At 67.3% G+C, this 16581-nt stretch carries 19 protein-coding genes and 1 tRNA gene; 5 read left to right on the forward strand and 15 right to left on the reverse strand.

Annotated elements, in window-relative coordinates:
* Positions 1-37 precede the first annotated feature (37 nt).
* From pgi to purM, 10 genes are all read right to left on the reverse strand, one after another.
* A complete protein-coding gene (gene pgi / locus DFP88_RS04535) occupies positions 38-1639 on the reverse strand; it encodes a glucose-6-phosphate isomerase (protein WP_110813221.1) in 1602 nt (533 codons plus the stop codon).
* Positions 1640-1643: 4 nt separating this feature from the next.
* The gene (gene pgl / locus DFP88_RS04540) at positions 1644-2315 is read right to left on the reverse strand and encodes a 6-phosphogluconolactonase (protein ID WP_110813222.1); all 672 of its coding nucleotides are present in this window, start codon (positions 2313-2315) and stop codon (positions 1644-1646) included.
* A 10-nt stretch (positions 2316-2325) separates the two neighbouring features.
* On the reverse strand, positions 2326-3888 hold the full coding sequence (gene zwf / locus DFP88_RS04545) for a glucose-6-phosphate dehydrogenase (RefSeq protein ID WP_110813223.1): 1563 nt from the start codon (positions 3886-3888) through the stop codon (positions 2326-2328).
* A gap of 126 nt (positions 3889-4014) precedes the next feature.
* Entirely contained in the window at positions 4015-4599 is a 585-nt protein-coding gene (locus DFP88_RS04550) for an HNH endonuclease (RefSeq protein ID WP_110813224.1), read from the reverse strand.
* A gap of 170 nt (positions 4600-4769) precedes the next feature.
* Positions 4770-6338: an ATP-binding cassette domain-containing protein gene (locus DFP88_RS04555; protein WP_245904695.1), complete on the reverse strand. Its 1569-nt coding sequence runs from the start codon at positions 6336-6338 to the stop codon at positions 4770-4772.
* On the reverse strand, positions 6304-6426 hold the full coding sequence (locus DFP88_RS17455; RefSeq protein ID WP_281268151.1) for a hypothetical protein: 123 nt from the start codon (positions 6424-6426) through the stop codon (positions 6304-6306). The genes DFP88_RS04555 and DFP88_RS17455 overlap by 35 nt, the downstream gene beginning before the upstream one ends.
* Before the next feature lie 76 nt (positions 6427-6502).
* Entirely contained in the window at positions 6503-7171 is a 669-nt protein-coding gene (locus DFP88_RS04560) for an alpha/beta hydrolase (protein ID WP_110813226.1), read from the reverse strand.
* Complete coding sequence (locus tag DFP88_RS04565; protein WP_110813227.1) at positions 7168-7791, reverse strand: DNA-3-methyladenine glycosylase family protein; 624 nt, start codon at positions 7789-7791, stop codon at positions 7168-7170. Before DFP88_RS04565 ends, DFP88_RS04560 begins: the two co-directional genes overlap by 4 nt.
* 231 nt (positions 7792-8022) lie before the next feature.
* The gene (gene purN / locus DFP88_RS04570) at positions 8023-8637 is read right to left on the reverse strand and encodes a phosphoribosylglycinamide formyltransferase (protein WP_281268147.1); all 615 of its coding nucleotides are present in this window, start codon (positions 8635-8637) and stop codon (positions 8023-8025) included.
* A complete protein-coding gene (gene purM / locus DFP88_RS04575; protein WP_110813228.1) occupies positions 8634-9683 on the reverse strand; it encodes a phosphoribosylformylglycinamidine cyclo-ligase in 1050 nt (349 codons plus the stop codon). Before purM ends, purN begins: the two co-directional genes overlap by 4 nt.
* An 80-nt stretch (positions 9684-9763) precedes the next feature.
* On the opposite strand from purM, the gene DFP88_RS04580 reads away from it, so the two are divergent.
* Positions 9764-9839: transfer RNA gene (locus tag DFP88_RS04580), tRNA-Ile, on the forward strand.
* Positions 9840-9960: 121 nt separating this feature from the next.
* On the opposite strand, the gene DFP88_RS17520 is transcribed toward DFP88_RS04580, so the two are convergent.
* Positions 9961-10443, reverse strand: coding sequence for a LysR substrate-binding domain-containing protein (locus tag DFP88_RS17520; protein WP_425450805.1), 483 nt, complete (start codon positions 10441-10443; stop codon positions 9961-9963).
* A gap of 114 nt (positions 10444-10557) precedes the next feature.
* Positions 10558-10686: a LysR family transcriptional regulator gene (locus DFP88_RS17525; RefSeq protein ID WP_110813230.1), complete on the reverse strand. Its 129-nt coding sequence runs from the start codon at positions 10684-10686 to the stop codon at positions 10558-10560.
* 119 nt (positions 10687-10805) lie between these two features.
* Between DFP88_RS17525 and DFP88_RS04595 the strand changes: the two genes are divergently transcribed.
* A complete protein-coding gene (locus DFP88_RS04595; protein WP_220032282.1) occupies positions 10806-11072 on the forward strand; it encodes a Rid family hydrolase in 267 nt (88 codons plus the stop codon).
* Positions 11073-11162: 90 nt separating this feature from the next.
* Here the strand turns inward: DFP88_RS04595 and DFP88_RS04600 are convergent, their stop codons facing one another.
* Positions 11163-12344: a zinc-binding alcohol dehydrogenase family protein gene (locus DFP88_RS04600; protein ID WP_220032283.1), complete on the reverse strand. Its 1182-nt coding sequence runs from the start codon at positions 12342-12344 to the stop codon at positions 11163-11165.
* Between the two features lie 112 nt (positions 12345-12456).
* Between DFP88_RS04600 and DFP88_RS04605 the strand changes: the two genes are divergently transcribed.
* Positions 12457-13071, forward strand: coding sequence for a TetR/AcrR family transcriptional regulator (locus DFP88_RS04605; RefSeq protein WP_181418554.1), 615 nt, complete (start codon positions 12457-12459; stop codon positions 13069-13071).
* A gap of 90 nt (positions 13072-13161) precedes the next feature.
* Positions 13162-13539 (forward strand): hypothetical protein, encoded by a 378-nt coding sequence (locus DFP88_RS16810; RefSeq protein ID WP_146227415.1) that lies wholly within the window; start codon positions 13162-13164, stop codon positions 13537-13539.
* Here the strand turns inward: DFP88_RS16810 and DFP88_RS04610 are convergent.
* The gene (locus DFP88_RS04610) at positions 13516-14700 is read right to left on the reverse strand and encodes an MFS transporter (RefSeq protein ID WP_110813232.1); all 1185 of its coding nucleotides are present in this window, start codon (positions 14698-14700) and stop codon (positions 13516-13518) included. The genes DFP88_RS16810 and DFP88_RS04610 overlap by 24 nt on opposite strands.
* Positions 14701-14931: 231 nt before the next feature.
* On the opposite strand from DFP88_RS04610, the gene soxR reads away from it, so the two are divergent.
* Entirely contained in the window at positions 14932-15363 is a 432-nt protein-coding gene (gene soxR / locus DFP88_RS04615; RefSeq protein WP_110813233.1) for a redox-sensitive transcriptional activator SoxR, read from the forward strand.
* A gap of 278 nt (positions 15364-15641) precedes the next feature.
* On the opposite strand, the gene DFP88_RS04620 is transcribed toward soxR, so the two are convergent.
* Positions 15642-16502: a LysR family transcriptional regulator gene (locus DFP88_RS04620; RefSeq protein WP_110813234.1), complete on the reverse strand. Its 861-nt coding sequence runs from the start codon at positions 16500-16502 to the stop codon at positions 15642-15644.
* Positions 16503-16581 lie beyond the last annotated feature (79 nt).

A 16581-nucleotide genomic window follows, 5' to 3' on the forward strand; every position in this document is an offset into this window, starting at 1 on the left:
CTTTTTCCTTGCCTGACGTGCAGGCGTGGCGGCTGTCTCAGACGCCCTGCTTGCGCAGGAAATCAACCAGCTGCGCGGTGGAGCCGTCCTTGCCCGCCGCCGACTGCTCGCCGTCGACCATGGGCTGCAGCGCCGTCGCCAGCTCTTTCCCCAGCTCCACGCCCCATTGGTCGTAGGAGTTGATGCCAAGGATCGCGCCCTCGACGAAGACGCGGTGCTCGTAGAGCGCCACGATCATGCCGAAGACCTCGGGCGTCAGCTTCGGATAGGCCAGCGTGGTCGAGGGGCGGTTGCCCTCGAAGACGCGGTGGCTTGCCTGCCGCTCCAGCTCGTCGCCGGTCAGGCCCTTCTTCTCCATCAGCCCGCGCGCGACATCCATGTCGCGGCCCTTCATCAGCGCCTCGGACTGCGCGAGGCAGTTGGCGACCAGCATGCGGTGCTGATGCTCCAGCCCCTCTTCATGGCCCTGCGCCGCCACGAGGAACTCGCAGGGAATGACCCGCGTGCCCTGATGGATCAGCTGGTAGAAGGCGTGCTGGCCGTTGGTCCCGGGCTCGCCCCAGACGACGGGGCCGCTGTCGTAGGGCAGCGGCTTGCCGTCCATGCTGACGCGCTTGCCGTTGCTCTCCATCTCCAGCTGCTGGAGGTAGGCCGGCAGCCGCGCGAGGCGGTTGTCGTATGGCAGCACGGCGCGGGTGGCATGGCCCAGAACCTGATTGTGCCAGAGGCCGACCAGCGCCAGCAGCGCCGGCATGTTCTCGTGCCATTCAGCCTGGCGGAAGTGCCGGTCCATCGCCTGGCCGCCGCGCAGGAAGGCGCGGAAGGCGTCGCCGCCGATGGCGATCATCAGGCTCAGCCCGATCGGGCCCCACATGGAATAGCGCCCGCCGACCCAATCGGCGAAACCGAAGACGCGCGAGGGGTCGATCCCGAAGTCCGAGGTCTTGTCGACCGCGCTCGACAGCGCGGCGAACTGCGCCGCCGGGTCAGAGACCGTCTCGCCCATCCAGGCCTTGGCGGTACGCGCATTGGCCATGGTCTCGGCGGTGGTGAAGGTCTTGGAGGCGACGATCACCAGCGTGGTCGCCGGATCGCAGGCCTGCAGCACGTCCTGGATATCCGCCGGATCGACGTTCGAGACGAAGTGGCAGCGCGGCCCGTCGTGGTAGGGCCGCAGCGCCAGCGCGCCCATCGCCGGGCCGAGGTCCGAGCCGCCGATGCCGATGTTCACGACATCGGTGATCTTGCCGCCCTGCCCCGCGAAGCTGCCAGTGCGGACGGCTTCAGAGAAGTCCTCCATCCGCTGCAGCGTCTCGAGGACCTCGGGCATGACGTCCTGGCCGTCCACCTCGACCGCGCCGCCGTCGAGGTTGCGCAGCGCGGTATGCAGCACCGCGCGACCCTCTGTCACGTTGATCGCCTCGCCGGTGAACATCGCCTCGCGCCGCTCGGCGACCTTCGCCGCCTCAAGCTGGCCGATCAGCATGTCCAGCGTTTCGGCGTCGATGTTGGTCTTGGAATAATCAAAGAGCATATCGCCGACAGAGACGGAGAACGCCTCGGCCCGGTTGTCGTCGAACAGATCCTCGATGCGGCGGGAGGCGACCGCCTCCGCCTTGGCCTTCAAAGCCTCGAACATGGTATTACTCCTTGGCCCAGTGCACGACGGCGTTCTTCAGGATGGCCGCGACCGGCGCCTCTTCGGGCGGCAGGCTGCGGGCCTTTTCCAGCGCCTCGCGCTTGGCCTCTCCGGTGATGACGATGTGCCGGCGCACCGCGTCGTTGAGCATCTTGGCAGACAGCGTGATCCGCGCCTCGGGGGCGCCGGGCGCGCGCATCGCGACCAGCGGCGCCTCGGTGGTCAGCCCCTCGGCCAGCCTGTCGGCGCCGGGAAAGAGCGAGGCGGTGTGCATGTCCGCGCCCATGCCCAGCAGCACGACGGAGATCGGGTTCAGCGCGCCAACGGCGGCGGAAAGCTCCTCCATCGCCTCTTCGGGCTGCTCCTTCGGCAGGTAGAGCGGCACGTAGGTCGCCGAGGCGGCGCGATCCGTCATCAGCCGCCGCTTCACGAGGCCAGTATTGGAGCGGGGGCTGTCCTCGGGCACCCAGCGCTCGTCCGTCAGCAGGACCTTCACCCGGTCCCAGTCCAGATCGACACTGGAGAGGCTGTCGAAGATCGGCCCGGGCGTGGTGCCGCCCGGCACCGCCAGGCTGGCGGTCTCGTCCCGGCCGAGCGCCTCGCGCAACTCGCCGGCAAGGCGGTTCGCGAGGTCGATCATCATCATCTCGGCGTCGGCGTATTCGATCAGTTCCATGACGGTATCCTTACTCGCCCGCCTTGCGCGGCTGCTGCACCGGGGGCTGGACTGGGTCGTCCTCGGGATCGTGGATGCCGCTGCCGACGGTCGTCGCGGGACCGGGCCGACGCTTGAACTCCTCGCGGATTTCGCGCCAGCGGCGACCGTCGCGATGCATGAGCATCATCGCATCCTCGGGACCCTGCGTGTCGGGATCGTAGGTCTTGGGCACGTCGTGCCGCGCCTCCCAGCCGGCGATGATCGGATCGGTCCAGGCCCAGGCGGCCTCGACTTCGTCGCCGCGCATGAAGAGCGTCTGGTTGCCGCGGATCACGTCCATGATCAGCCGCTCGTAGGCATCCGGCACCTGCTCCTGATCCGGCCCCAGCGCATCGGCGAAGGTCATGTCGAGCGGCACGTCCACCAGACGCATCCCGCCCGGCCCCGGCTCCTTGATGGTGACCTGAAGGTCCATCCCCTCGTTCGGCTGCAGCCGGATCGCGAGGATGTTGCGGTGGCGGGCCGTGTCACCCTCGAAGATCGTGTGCCCGAGGTCCTTGAAGACCACGGCGATCTCGGAGGTGCGGGCCTTCAGCCGCTTGCCGGTGCGCAGGTAGAAGGGCACGCCGGCCCAACGCCAGTTGGCGATATGGGTCTTGAGGGCGATGAAGCTCTCGGTATGGCTGCGCGGGTTCTCGACGTCGTCGCGGTAGGAGGGATCGCCCCCGGCGGCGTCGTACTGGCCGCGCACGACCTGATGCGGCTGCAGCGGTTGCAGCGCGCGGATCACCTTGAGCTTCTCGTCGCGGACCCGGTCGGCGTCGTATTGCGCCGGCGGCTCCATCGCGATCAGGCACAGAAGCTGCATCAGGTGGTTCTGCACCATGTCGCGCATCGCGCCCGACTGGTCGTAGTAGCTGCCGCGGCCACCCACGCCCACCGTCTCGGCGACGGTGATCTGGATGTGATCGACGTAGTGCGAATTCCACAGCGGCTCGAAGAGCACGTTGCCGAAGCGGACGGCCATCAGGTTCTGGACGGTTTCCTTGCCCAGGTAATGGTCGATCCGGTAGATCTGGTGCTCGCCGAAATGCGCGGCGAGATCGGCGTTCAGCTGCTGCGCCGAGGCCAGATCGCGGCCGAAGGGCTTTTCGACGACGATGCGGCTTTGCTCGTCGGCGATGGAGTGGGTGTGCAGCCGCTCCGCGAGATCGCCGAAAAGCGAGGGGCCGACCGAGAAGTAGAAGGCGCGGATCACGCCGTCGCGCATCAGCGCGGCAAGCTCGGGCCAGCCGCCGTCGCCCTTGGCGTCGATGGGCACGTAGTGCAGCCGGCCGAGGAACTGCTTCAGCCCCTCTGCATCGGCCTTCTCCTCGCCGCCGAATTCCTCGACGGCATCGGCGATGAGCTGGCGGTAGCCCTCGTCATCCATCTCGGCGCGCGCGGCGCCGATGATGCGGGCATCCTCGGGCATCTGGCCCGAGCGGAACCTGCGGAACAGGCCCGGAAGGATCTTGCGACGCGCGAGGTCGCCTGTTCCGCCGAAGATCACTAGGTCGAAGCTGTCGACCGGAATGACGCGCGAGACCATGGGGTGTTCTCCGTGGTTGCGGTGTTAGCGCTATCAGCGCTTTATGGACGCCCCGCTTTAACGGCGGGTCACGGTGCAGTCTAGGCCTCTGAGGGCCGGCGGCAACCGCATGGCGCAACGTGAGGGCTACTGCTCGAGCTCGGCGTCCCAGTAGAGGAAGTCGATCCAGCTGTCGTGCAGGTGGTTCGGCGGGAAGCGGCGCCCGGTGTTCTGCAACTCTTCCGAGGCGGGGCGGCGCGGCGCGCGGCGCAGCGAAAGCCCCGATTGCCGCAGGCTCTTGGAGCCCTTGCGCAGGTTGCAGCGCGAACAGGCGGCAACCACGTTCTCCCAGCTGGTGACCCCGCCGCGGGCGCGCGGCACCACGTGATCGAAGGTCAGATCGCCCTTCGCGCCGCAGTACTGGCAGCAAAATTCGTCCCTCAGAAAAAGATTGAAGCGCGTGAAAGCCACGCGCTTCTGGGGTTTGACGAATTCCTTGAGGACCACGACCGAGGGTATGCGTATCACCGTGGAGGGGCTGCGCACCTCGGCCTCGTATTCCGCGACGATATCGACGCGGTCGAGCCAGGCCGCCTTCACCGCCTCCTGCCAGGGCCAGAGCGACAGCGGATAATAGGAGAGCGGCCTGTAATCGGCATTGAGGACCAGCGCGGGGTGCTGGCGCAGCCCTGCCGGATCGCGCACGAAGCTGGTCCTGAAATCCGCATCCATGGAACGTCTCTCCTCGCTCAGGCGGTCCCCATCGGCACAGCCGGAGCGGGAGCCCCGCTCCTGCCGTTGGGGAACTATATCTCGCGGGTGACCTTACGCAAGCCTATAGGTCTAGCCCCGTCTTGCGCGCAGACTGCAAACCTTGGGTGACAGGGGCGTGACGCGCCCGCCTAAGCCTCCGACAGGCCCCCGGGCGTCATGCGCCAGACCCGGTCCGGATGCAGCGCGTCGCGGAAGGCCGCGTCGTGGCTGACGGCGATCAGCGCGCCGTCATAGCCCTCAAGCGCCGCCTCGAGCAGTTCGCGCGCGGCGAGGTCGAGGTGGTTGGTCGGCTCGTCCAGCAGCAAGAGCTCGGGCGGCCGGGGCCCGCCAAGCGCGAGGGCGAGGCCGGCCCGCAGCCGCTCTCCGCCCGACAGCTGCCCTGCCGGCACCGCGCCGCGCGCGGCACGGAAGTGGAACCGCGCGAGGGCGGCGGCAGCCTCCTGCCGGCTCGCCTGCGGGTGACGCGCCGCGAAAAGGTTTAGCAGGCTTTGCGCGGGGTCAAGGTCGGCCAGCGTCTGGTCCAGCCGCGCAAGATGCGGCGTCGCCACCACCCGGCCGCTGTCCAGCGGCAGCACGCCCGCAATCGCGTCCAGAAGCGTGCTCTTGCCGCTGCCATTGGCGCCGGTCAGCACGATGCGCTCCGGCCCCTTCACCACGAGCGACAGCGCCTCGAGGCGCAGCGCGCCGCGGGCCACCGTGGCGCCGTCCATCCGCAGCACCTCGCGCGTGGCGGCAAGCCCCGTGGGCGCCAGATCGAAGCGCATGGGACGTGCCCGCTCCACCGCCGCCTGCGCGCGGGTCAGCCGCTCCTGCGCCTCCTCCTGCTGGCGCTGCGCCAGCCGGGCGCCGCCCCCCGCGGCGCGCTCGGCGCTGTTCCGGCGCTTGTCCATCAGCATCTTGCCCTGGCTGCCGCTCGCCCGCTCGACCCGGCCCTGCCGGGCGCGCACCGCCCGCTTCCGGTCCGCCACGGCGGCCCGGCCAGCGGCCTCGTCCACCGCCGCCCCAGCCCGCTCGACCTCGGCCTCGCGGCGCGCCTGCGCGGCGTCCCGCTCCACGACATGGGCCGACCAGCCGCCGCCCGTCACCTGAACATCGACGGAACTGAGCGCGACGATGCGATCCATATGCTCAAGAAGGGCGCGGTCATGGCTGGCGATCAGGCTGATGCCCCGGTGCTGCCCGAGGCGGTCGAGCAGCAGCGCCCGCCCCTCGGCATCGAGATCGTTCGTCGGCTCGTCGAGAAGAAGGATATCGGGCGCATCCTCGAAGAGCGCGGCAATGGCGGCCCGGCGCCTCTGGCCGCCCGAGAGGCTGCCGAGGGGCCGGTCGAGATCGCGGGGAAGGCCGACGCGCATCAGCGCCGCGCCCAGCCGCTCTTCCAGCGTCCAGTCGACGAGGTCGGGATCCTCGGGCGCGCCGGCAAGCGCGCGCCGCAGAACCGCCAGCGCCTCGGCCGCGCCGAAAAGATCGACAAGCCGCGCGGCGGGATCTTCGGCCTGCCGCAGACGCCGCACGGCCCCGCTGGCGCTGACATGGCCGGGGCCATCGCGCAGCCCGGCGATCCGGTCAATCAGAGAGGATTTACCGCAGCCGTTATCCCCGACGAGGCCGGTCGCACCGGGGCCGAGAGACAGGGTGAGAGGCGGAAAGAGAGGCTGCCGATCAGCGCCGGGAAGCGCGATCCCGGACAGGGACAGGGACGGGAGCCTTGGAGACGGACTTGGCATGAACCACCGGGATCAGACACGCGAGAGTGGCGAGTGCGGCGATCAGCGTGATGTCCATGAGACAGTCTCCTCTTCCTGTACATCAGTAGATAGGCATCGCCCCCGGGGCTGCAAGTCACGGCGGCGTGAGGTCGTCAGTCGGCGCCAAGCCGCTCGCGCAGGAAGGCCAGCGCCACCGACAGCCCATCGGGCGCGATGCCATGGCCGGTGCCTTCCATGAAATGGGCGAAGACCTCCTGCCAGCCGGCGCGCTGCAGCGCCTCGGCGGCGGCGGGCATGGACTGCGGCGGCACGACCTCGTCCTGGTCGCCGTGCAGCAGCAGCACCGGCGGGCGGCACTGCAGCTCGTCCTCCAGCAGCTCGGGCTCCATCAGCATGCCGGAGAAGGCAGCGATGGCGGCGACCGGATCCTCGCGCCGCGGCGCGACATGCAGCGCCATCATCGAGCCCTGCGAGAAACCGACGAGCGCGACCTGTTCGGGCAGCAGATCCTCGTCCACCATCAGCCCGTCGAGAAAGGCGTTGAGATCCGAGGCCGCCCGTTCGAGGCCCGAGCGGGCCTCTTCCTCGGAACTGCCGTCGATCCAGGGGATCGGGAACCACTGGTAGCCCATGGGCGCGCCGGCGCAGGCCTCTGGCGCATCGGGCGCGATAAAGAGCGTGTCGGGCAGATGCTCGGCCATCGGGCCGGCAAGGCTGAGAAGATCGGCGCCATTCGCGCCGTAGCCATGCAGGAAGACCACGGCGGAGCGCATCTCTCCGCTCAGAGGCTCGATCCGGTTCGCGTCCAGTGCCCGTGTCATAAGCTGCCTTCCCTGCCCTTGCGCTGCCGGTAGTAGGCCCAGAGTGCCCGCGCCGCAACAGAGCGCCAGGGCGACCAATCCGCCGCGATCCGGCGCAGGTCCTTGTCGCCGGGCCGCTCGGGCAGATCCAGCAGCAGCCGCGCGGCCTCGCGTAGGGCCAAATCGCCGGCTGCGAAGACATCCGCCCGGCCAAGGGCGAACATCGCGTAAATCTCGGCGGTCCAGAGGCCGATCCCCGGCACGGCGGTCAGCTGCGTCAGCACCGCTTCGGTCGGGGTGTCCCTCAGCGCGGCATAGTCCAGCCGCGCCTCGGCCAGCGCGCGCAGGTAGCGCATCTTGGGCCGCGAGAGGCCAACGGCACGCAGATCCGCGTCACTCGCGCCGCGGATCGCGGCCTCATGCGTGAGCCCCGCCGCCTGCATCCGGGCCCGGATCGCGGCGGCGCTGGCGGTGCTGACCTGCTGCGCGGTGATCGCGCCGGCGAGCGCGTCGAAGCCGTCCGGGATCAGCCGCAGAGGCAGGGCCTCTTCGAGCGCGGGAGCAAAGCGCGGCTCTGCGCGCAAGAGCCAGTCCGCCCCCTCGGCCAGGCAGGCCTCGGTCCTGATGATCCGCCCGGTCACGGCGCCCGCAGCCGATCGAGCGCCCCTTGCGCCGCGGCGACGCCCGGGACGTCGCGCGAGTCGCGCGCATCGCTGGCGCCGGGGGCCCAACTATGGCGGAGCTTGGGGGCCTGGGTCATGGCGGCAAGGGTAGGCTGCCTGCACGTTGGTGGGAAGCGGGGGCGCGCGGGTCGACGCGGGCTGGGGGCTCTGCCCCCGGCCCGGCTGCGCCGGACCTCCCCCGGGATACTTTCAAAGAGAAGAAAGGCGGGCCGAAGGGGAGGCGCTCTGGCGCGAGAGGCGCTCGGCCACCTCGCGCAGCACGCGCGGGTAGAGGCGGTGCTCTTGGGTGAGGACCTTGGCGGCAAGGGTCTCCGGCGTCTCGCCGGGATCCAGCGTGACCCGCGCCTGCCCCAGCACCGGCCCGCCGTCGAGGTCGGCCGTGACCTCGTGCACCGAGGCGCCGGCCTCGGCATCGCCCGCCGCGATGGCGCGGGCATGAGTGTCGAGACCGGGATAGAGCGGCAGGAGCGAGGGGTGGATGTTCAGCATCCGCCCCTGCCAGCGCGCGACGAAGCCGGGCGTCAGGATCCGCATGAAGCCGGCGAGGCAGAGGATGTCGGGCCGCGCCGCCTCGAGCCGGGCCTGCAGGGCCTCCTCGAAGGCCTCGCGGGTCTCGAACCCGCGGTGATCGACTGTGGCCGTTGCAATGCCCGCCGCCTCGGCCCTGGCGAGCCCGCCGGCGCCGGGGCGGTTCGACAGGACCAGCACCGGGCGCGCCGGGTGATCGCCGGTCATCGAGCGGACCAGCGCCTCCATGTTGGAGCCGCCGCCGGAGATCAGGATCGCAACGCGCAGCGGCGTCACGCGAGGCTGCCGCTGTAGCTGACCCCCTGCCCCGGCGCGACATCGCCCAGGCGGAAGACGGTCTCGCCCGCCTCGGTCAGAAGCGCCGTCAGCGCCTCGGCCCGGTCGGGGCGGACGGTGAGGACCATGCCGATGCCGGCATTGAAGGTCTTGAGCATCTCGGCCTGATCGAGGCCGCCCTCCTGCGCCAGCCAGGCCATGACCGGCGGCAGGCGCCAGGCGCCGAGGTCGATGCGGGCGCCGAGCCCCTCGGGCAGGACGCGCGGCAGGTTCTCGGTCAGCCCGCCGCCGGTGATATGGGCCAGCGCCCGCACGCCGCCCGCGCGGATCGCCTGAAGCGCGGGCTGGACGTAGAGACGCGTCGGCGCGAGCAGCGCCTCGCCGAGGCTGCCGTCAGCGAAGGGCGCGGCATCACCCCAGCCGAGGCCCGCCGTCTCGACGATGCGGCGCACGAGGCTGTAGCCGTTGGAATGGACCCCGTCCGAGGCGAGGCCCAGCAGCACGTCGCCCTCCGCCACGCCATCGGGCAGCGCGGCGCCGCGCTCCATCGCGCCGACGGCGAAGCCGGCGAGGTCGAAGTCGCCCTTCGGATACATGCCCGGCATCTCGGCGGTCTCGCCGCCGATCAGCGCGCAGCCGGCGGCGCTGCAGCCCCTCGCGATCCCTTCGACCACGCGGGCCGCAGCCTCGACCTCGAGCTTGCCGGTGGCGAAATAATCGAGGAAGAACAGCGGCTCGGCGCCCTGGCACACCAGGTCGTTGACGCACATCGCCACGAGATCGATGCCCACGCCGTCGACGAGGCCGGTATCGATCGCGATCCGCAGCTTGGTGCCGACACCGTCGGTGGCGGCGACGAGGATCGGATCCTCGTATCCCGCGGCCTTGAGGTCGAAAAGCGCGCCGAAGCCGCCGAGGCCGGACATCGTGCCGGGCCGCTGCGTCGCCTTGGCGGCGGGTTTGATCCGCTCGACCAGCGCGTTGCCGGCGTCGATATCGACGCCCGCCTCGGCATAGCTGAGCCCGTTCTTTTGACTGTCACTCATGGCGCATCGCCTAGCGCAAGCCGCCGTCCTAGGCCAGCGGCAACTTGACCAGAGGCGGCGGCGATGCGACGAGACGGTGGGGGCCCGTAGCTCAACGGTCAGAGCAGACCGCTCATAACGGTTTGGTTGCAGGTTCGAATCCTGCCGGGCCTACCAAAATAACTTATAAGCCCTTGAATTTATTAAAACTATGCACCCCAAGGGGGTGAATTTTCTATGATATCGAAATCAATGACTTAGGCTGCTGATTACCCCAGGATTCCCGCCCTTAAGGCGGTCAAGCTTGAGCCCAACATGGATGCCGTCGTGCACCGCAGCCCGAGCGATGAGGTAGCTCTAATAGTGAGGCTAGAGGCAGCAACGCGACGCCCACATCCGCCAATGCCGCCTCCCTGCGAGCTTCGCGGGAATCAAGTCGCAGGCGGGAGCGTCCGCTGGCCCGCACCCATGTGCCGTCAGCTTCCTTCAAATGCCAATTCCGCCGCGTGTTCTGGCTGGCATGAAACAGCAGATCATGTCGGCTCAGATGCTCGACCCGCGTCGGGAGGGTGATGCGGAAGAGGTAGGCGGGACTGGCGCAGAGCACCAAGGGTTCCTGCCGCAGGGTCCGGCAGATCAGGCCAGGATTCGGCAGGCGCATACCGATGCGCTCAGCAAGGTCCGCCCCTTCCGAGACGAGGTCCGTTACCCCGTCCGACAGGCTCATCTCGACCTGCACCTCCGGCCATTTCTCGAGAAACCGTTTCACCACCGGCAGCACAAGTCGGCGCCCGAGGGCGTCCGGCGCGCTGATGTGGAGCTCGCCGCGCGGATCGCGGCCGTCGCCCGCGAACTGGGCGCCGACCGCATCGAGTGTGCTGCGAAGATCGCCCCCCTAGGCATAGAGCCGCCGGTCTTTTTCGGTCAGGCTCAGGGCGCGCGAGGTCCGGTTCAACAGCCTCGCCCCGCAATGCGCCTCGAGCCGCGTCAGGGCCTTGCCGGCGGCGGATCGCGACAGGCCCATGCTCCGGCTGCCTGACGCGGGACGCGTCGGTTACTCGCAGATCTCGGTGACCCCGCCGGGTCCGCTCGCCTTCGTTTCGGGTCAGGTCCCGTGGCGGCGCGAAGGGGGGGGGGGGCGCGGTGCCGGCCGATCTGGACGAGCAGACCGGAATCGCGATCGAAAACCTCGCGCATGCCCTGGCGGCGCTGGACGCGGGGCCGGAGCAGATCGCACAGATGCGGATCTACATGACCGATCTGCGCCCGGAAACTCACGGGGTCATCATGACCCGGCTCGCGGCCTTCCTGAACGGGGAGCAACCGAGCCTGACCGGCATCGGCGTGTCAGCGCTGGCTGAGCCGGAGTTGCAGCTCGAAATCGAGATGGTCGTCAGCCTTCCCGCGTGACCGCTGCTGTCCCTCCTCGGCCGAGGGGCAGTCGCTCGCCTGGTGAAGCGCGTCCGATCAGTCGTTTCAGCAAGGTTTGACGCCAACGGTTCAGGAAGGCGCATGGCCCATGGCCGTCGTATAATTTCGCCTTTCGAAGGTGAGATCGGCCTCAAAGCGTAACGACGATCTTGGCAGCCGAGACCCCATGTCTCTGCCGCTCGAAGGCCGGTTGGATAGCCTCCAGCCCGTGCCCGTGATCAAGGGCGGCGGTGCGGCGACGATCTGATCCGACGCCAGCGCCTGGGGTAGGAAGTTCTCGAAGATTGCCGGGCCGAGGTCGGTGTCCATCAGCGCCGTCCCCCAGATGGTCGAGCGCGCCACGCCATGGCGCCTCGCCGCGAGTGAGAGCCCGGCCATGCCGGCGAGCATGCGGGGCAGCATCCGGGTCATGAGCGTCCAGTGGCCCGGCCGGTCCGGCAGGGCGTCGACGTCGACCGGCGGGAATGTCGCCATGGCGAGTTTGTGCGTGCCTTCACTGGAGCCCAGCACCTCGATGCACGCCCGGGCGGAACCGGCGCCCATCGCGATCGCCCCCGCTACATCGTGGCCCTTCAGCGCCCGCGCCACGCGGTCGGCGGCATCCGGGCCCGCGTAGTCGAGCACGTCGTCCGCACCAAGGCGTTTCAGATAGTCGAAATTGGCCGGCGAAGCGGTGGTGACGACCCGATAGCCCGCCGCCTTGGCCAGCTGGATTGCGCTGCACCCCACGCTGGTCGACCCGCCCCAGACAAGCAGTGTCTGTCCTTGATCCTCGGGCGCGGCGCAGGGCCGGGAGAGGCCGAGCTGATCCTCTGCGAACAGACCACAGGCCGCCGTCGACAAGGCCACCGGCAGGACGGCAGCGGCCTCGTAACTCATATCTTCCGGGATCGGCGCAGCCAGGTCCGCCCGCACGATGGGGAAAAGCTGAAAGGCCGCCTCGGCGTCGCGGTTGCGAGATTTCTCCATGCCGGTCGCGAGTGCGAGCACCCGGTCACCGGGCGCGAACCGCGTGACACCGGGGCCGACCGCCTCGACCTCTCCGGCCACGTCGAAGCCCAGGATCATCGGATACTCCCGCCAACCGTAGAGCGGTTTGCCCAACTTCTGCTTGAACCGGTCGACCGGGTTGATCGCGACCGCCCGGGCCCGCAGCCGGATCTTACCTGGCTCGGGTTGCACGAGCGGGGCCTCGGCGACGGTCAGGGGGGCGTGGGGGGCGGCGAGCCAGGCGGCTGCGTTTGACGACATGGAGCGCTTTCCTATCAATGATAGGTAAAAGCTATCGCTGATAGGGTGGCTTTCAAGGTCCAACAGGCAGGGTTAGGTTGAAAAGCTCAGGATGGAGGAGGGACCACCGATCATGCCGCCCGAGGAGATGACTCCGAGACGCCGGAACCGCAGGAACGAAATCCTGGAAGTCGCAGGCGAGCTCTTCGCCCGCCACGGCGTGGACGCGGTGACCACGCGGCGCATCGCGCAGGCTGTCGGGATCTCGCAGCCCTCGCTCTATGCACATTTCGCCTCGCTCCAGCAGATCCAGGACGAGGTCGCAGCCGAGGCGTTCGCGCGTCTGGAACAGGCGATCTCCTCAGCAGACGGCGAGAGCCCGGAAACACAGCTCGAAAAGGCGGTACGCGGCTATTTCGACTTCGGTCTCTCTCACCCGTATGCCTACCGGATCGCCTTCATGGTGGAATATCCGGCGGACAAGCCAGACCCGGCCGACCCGAGCGTGTCCGCGTTCTTTCAGACCGATCATCCCGGCCCTCGGGCATCTGAGCATCTATGCCGGATCGTCGGGTTAAATCGTCCGGACCTCTCTGCCAAAGCCGTCATAATGCGAAGTCAGAGCCTGTGGGCCTCCCTACACGGCCTCGTCTCGCTGCTGCTTGCGCGACCGGCATTCCCGTGGGGCGAAAAACAGGAGCTCGTCGACGAGCACAGCCGCCTGGCGTGCAAGATGGTCTTCGATTGATACACTCGATTTCGGGGCGGAGGCGCGAACAGTTGCCATGCCACCTTTGGGCCAATCGGAATCGAATGCGACTTCCGCCGACGCGGCTGCATGCTTCGAGCTCTCATCCAGAAGGTCGCCGCTTGCGGCCCTGACCTGCCGTTCACCGAGGTGATCGTTGTTGCGGTGCTGCTTCCCAAACCGGCCATTCATGCAGGTGACAGCATCGTCCTGGAGCCCGAGGTCAGCAGTGCGGACATTCATGCCGTTCGCCGTGCGCGCTCGATGTTCGTCGAGCCTGCGAACGCCTTCTTAGAAGGCGATGTGCGGACATTCGTCACGCTCTCCCCTGATGTCCGCAGTACGAGAGCAGCAGCCAGTAGCGGTTTTCAAGAAGGCAATAATCTAATCATTCCATCAATTATTCGAAAATGCCGCGCGAGGTCGATCGCGCGGCACAGGTTTTCAAGACCTCTGAACCTGATGTGAGGTGCGTCGGCGTTCCGAAGGACGTCCGATCAGCAGCACGACCGCGGCGCCCACCAAGGCTGCGACCCCTGCGGTATAGATCGGGGCGGTCTCGCTCAGGCGCTCGATCATGAGACCACCGAGAACCCCGCCACCGGCGATGGCAAGCTGGAAACTCGTGGAAAGCAGCGCGCCGGCACTTTCGGCCTGATCGGGGGCCGCCTGCGCATTCCAGCTCGAGATCGCGACCGGAAAGGCGCCGAACCCGATCCCCCAGACCGCTGTCGCCACGAAAACCACCGCAAGCAGCTGTCCCTGGCTGGCTAATGCCGCCGTCGCACCTGCAATCGCGAGCGCGCCACAACCCGCCGCAAGCGCGGGACTGCGCGCCGAGAGTGCGCCCCCCAACAAGTTGCCGAAGAATCCGGCAACGCCGAATGTCAGAAGCACGAGAGAAACCGTGGTCACGTTGATCTGAGCCCCACCCTCGAGGAAGGGTCGCAGGAAGGAGATGCCCGCCGTGTTGCCGCACAGTACGAAGAATGCGGTTGCAAGTCCGATCAGCACGGCAGGTTTTCTGAGCGCGATCCGGAAAGACGCCAGACTGGGCGGCGTCGCCGCCGGAAGTTTCGGCATTGTCGCGACTTGGCCGGTCAGGGCGATGAGCGCGAAAGCGGCCGACATCGCGAAGGCGGCGCGCCAGCTCAGTATATCGCTGAGCCAAGATCCGAGAGGTGCCGCGATGACGTTCGCGATCGAGACGCCAGTGAAGATCACTGCAAGCGCGCGGGACACCGAGCCCTCCGGCACGAGCCTCATCGCCAGCGCGATAGCCATGGCCCAGGTGCCACCAAGCGCAACGCCCAGCAGCGCTCGGGCGGCCAGCAAAAGTGGTAGGGTCGTCGCGAAGACACACAGGAGCGCTGCAATCAGGAAGCACAGGCCGAGCATCCAGACCACCTTCTGGCGGTCAAGGCGGCCCGAAAAGAGCACGAGGATGGGGCCCGTGGTGGCGGCAACGATCGCCGTGGCGGTGATCGCCTGTCCGGCGGCGCCTTCGCTGACGCCCAGGTCAGCAGCCATCGGCGGGATCAGCCCGATGGGGAGAAGCTCGGTGGTAACGAGACCGAACAGTCCGAAGGCCAGCGCACCGACAGCGGGCCAGTTTGCATTGGCTTGCATGGCCGCGGAGCCAGGCGATGGAAAACTTGAGGCAGAGGAAAGAGACATTGGTTTCCTGTTTCTTGAATTGGGAAAGTCCAGCCGGACTTTCTGCTTGATTCTGAACAGGTCGGCTTATCAAACCTCGACTATAGTTGAGGTCAAGCGCCTTTTCTGGATATTCTGATTCCGGGTTGCATGCGTCGTGCTGCCCGGTGCCTCGAGTTCACCTTAGTTTAAAGGATTGCCATCATGCGAAACGAAATGACGGTAGGAGACATGGCGCGACGTTCTGGCGTGCCTGTCTCAACTCTGCACTTCTACGAGAAGAAGGGCCTGATCACGTCTCGGCGCACCCACGGGAATCAGCGGCGATACCCCCGGGGTCTACTGCGACATGTGGCCATTATCCGTATCGCGCAGCGGGCCGGAATCTCCTTGGCAGAAATCAAGGAGACGATGTCCTCCTTGCCGGAAGACCGTGCTCCGACAGCAGCCGAATGGAGGAGGATGTCAGCGATGTGGGCAGATCGACTGAATGATCGGATCAAGACGCTTTCCCAGCTTCGGGACGACATGCAGGGCTGCATCGGGTGCGGATGCCTCTCGATGAAGGACTGCCCGCTGAGAAACCCCAAAGATGTCCTGGGAAAAGCTGGAGCGGGGCCGATCCTGTTGGACTGAGCCGGGCGGTAGATCGGGTGCCTCACTCTGAGTTTACCTGTCCCCACTCTTTCTACTCGAGACATTTCTCGGAAAAGTGATCGAAGCGGCCGTTGCCTACGTGAAACAGCAAGGTTCGGTAAGCGCCTGTCGCGACGGGCGCTCCCATTCTGCAATTGTGAACTCATCCAGAATCGATGCGGTCAATTTGGGTTCGAATCAGTCCCCCCGCGATGCAGAACAAGCCTCGACCTTGGTCCGTTCCGAATGTCGGCTTCCACAGCCGTGAGCCTTGCGTTTCATACCGGTGTCCGAAACCGCCCCGATACGAAGTCCACGAATGCCCTAACCTTGGGTGAGGTAAGGCGTCGGGCGGTATGCAGCACCCAGATCTGGGTGGCGTGGCCCTCAAGTGTCCCCATGCTAAGCAGCTTTCCACTACGCAGGTCGTTCTCGACAATGGAATGGGGGAGCGCTGCGGCGCCCGCGTCCTCGAGCACAGCCGTCCGGACCAGAATGTAGCTCGGAAGTTTCAGCACAACCGACCCGGCGACCTGACTCACCCCAGCGTCGGTTTGAACTGTCCAATGCTCCTGGGTCTTATGAGACGTCAGTATGACGGCGGGGACCTTCTCGGTAGCACGCCTTGCAACTGCAGGCGTGGCGACCAGCGTCAGCCGGTCTTCCATGAAACACCGTCCGACCAGACCAAGCGTATCAGGCGGGTTGACGCGGATGACAACGTCGAAACCTTCGTCGACAAGATCGACCCGGCGGTCGTCGGCCTGAACTTCCAGAACCAGCCCTGGATAGCGGGCCCGGAATGCGACTGCGAGAGTGGCCAGATGCATATGGCAGAAGAGCAAAGGGGCGCTGATGCGTAGTAGCCCCTGTGGTTCGTCACGGCGGCCCTGAATGGCGTCGCGCAGGTCCGTTAACTCGAGAAGCAGTTCGTGCGACCGGGCAGAAAGCGCTCTTCCCTCTTCGGTCAGCCGCAGGTTGTTGGCACCACGCTCCACCAGCCGGACGCCAAGGTCATCTTCGAGACCTGCGAGATGGCGCGACAGCGTCGCCTTGGAGCGGCCCGACGCGCGACTTGCGGCGCCAATGCCGCCGTGTTGTGCAACCAGCACGAAGTCCTGAAGGGCAATCAGATCCATGGGTGTTCCAATAGTGAAACATCAGGACCCATTCTAAGCACCTGCAGCCTCACATTTGAAGTGCCATATCCGTGTCAGC

It is taken from the genome of Pseudoroseicyclus aestuarii (assembly GCF_003217255.1).
GTDB lineage: Bacteria > Pseudomonadota > Alphaproteobacteria > Rhodobacterales > Rhodobacteraceae > Pseudoroseicyclus > Pseudoroseicyclus aestuarii.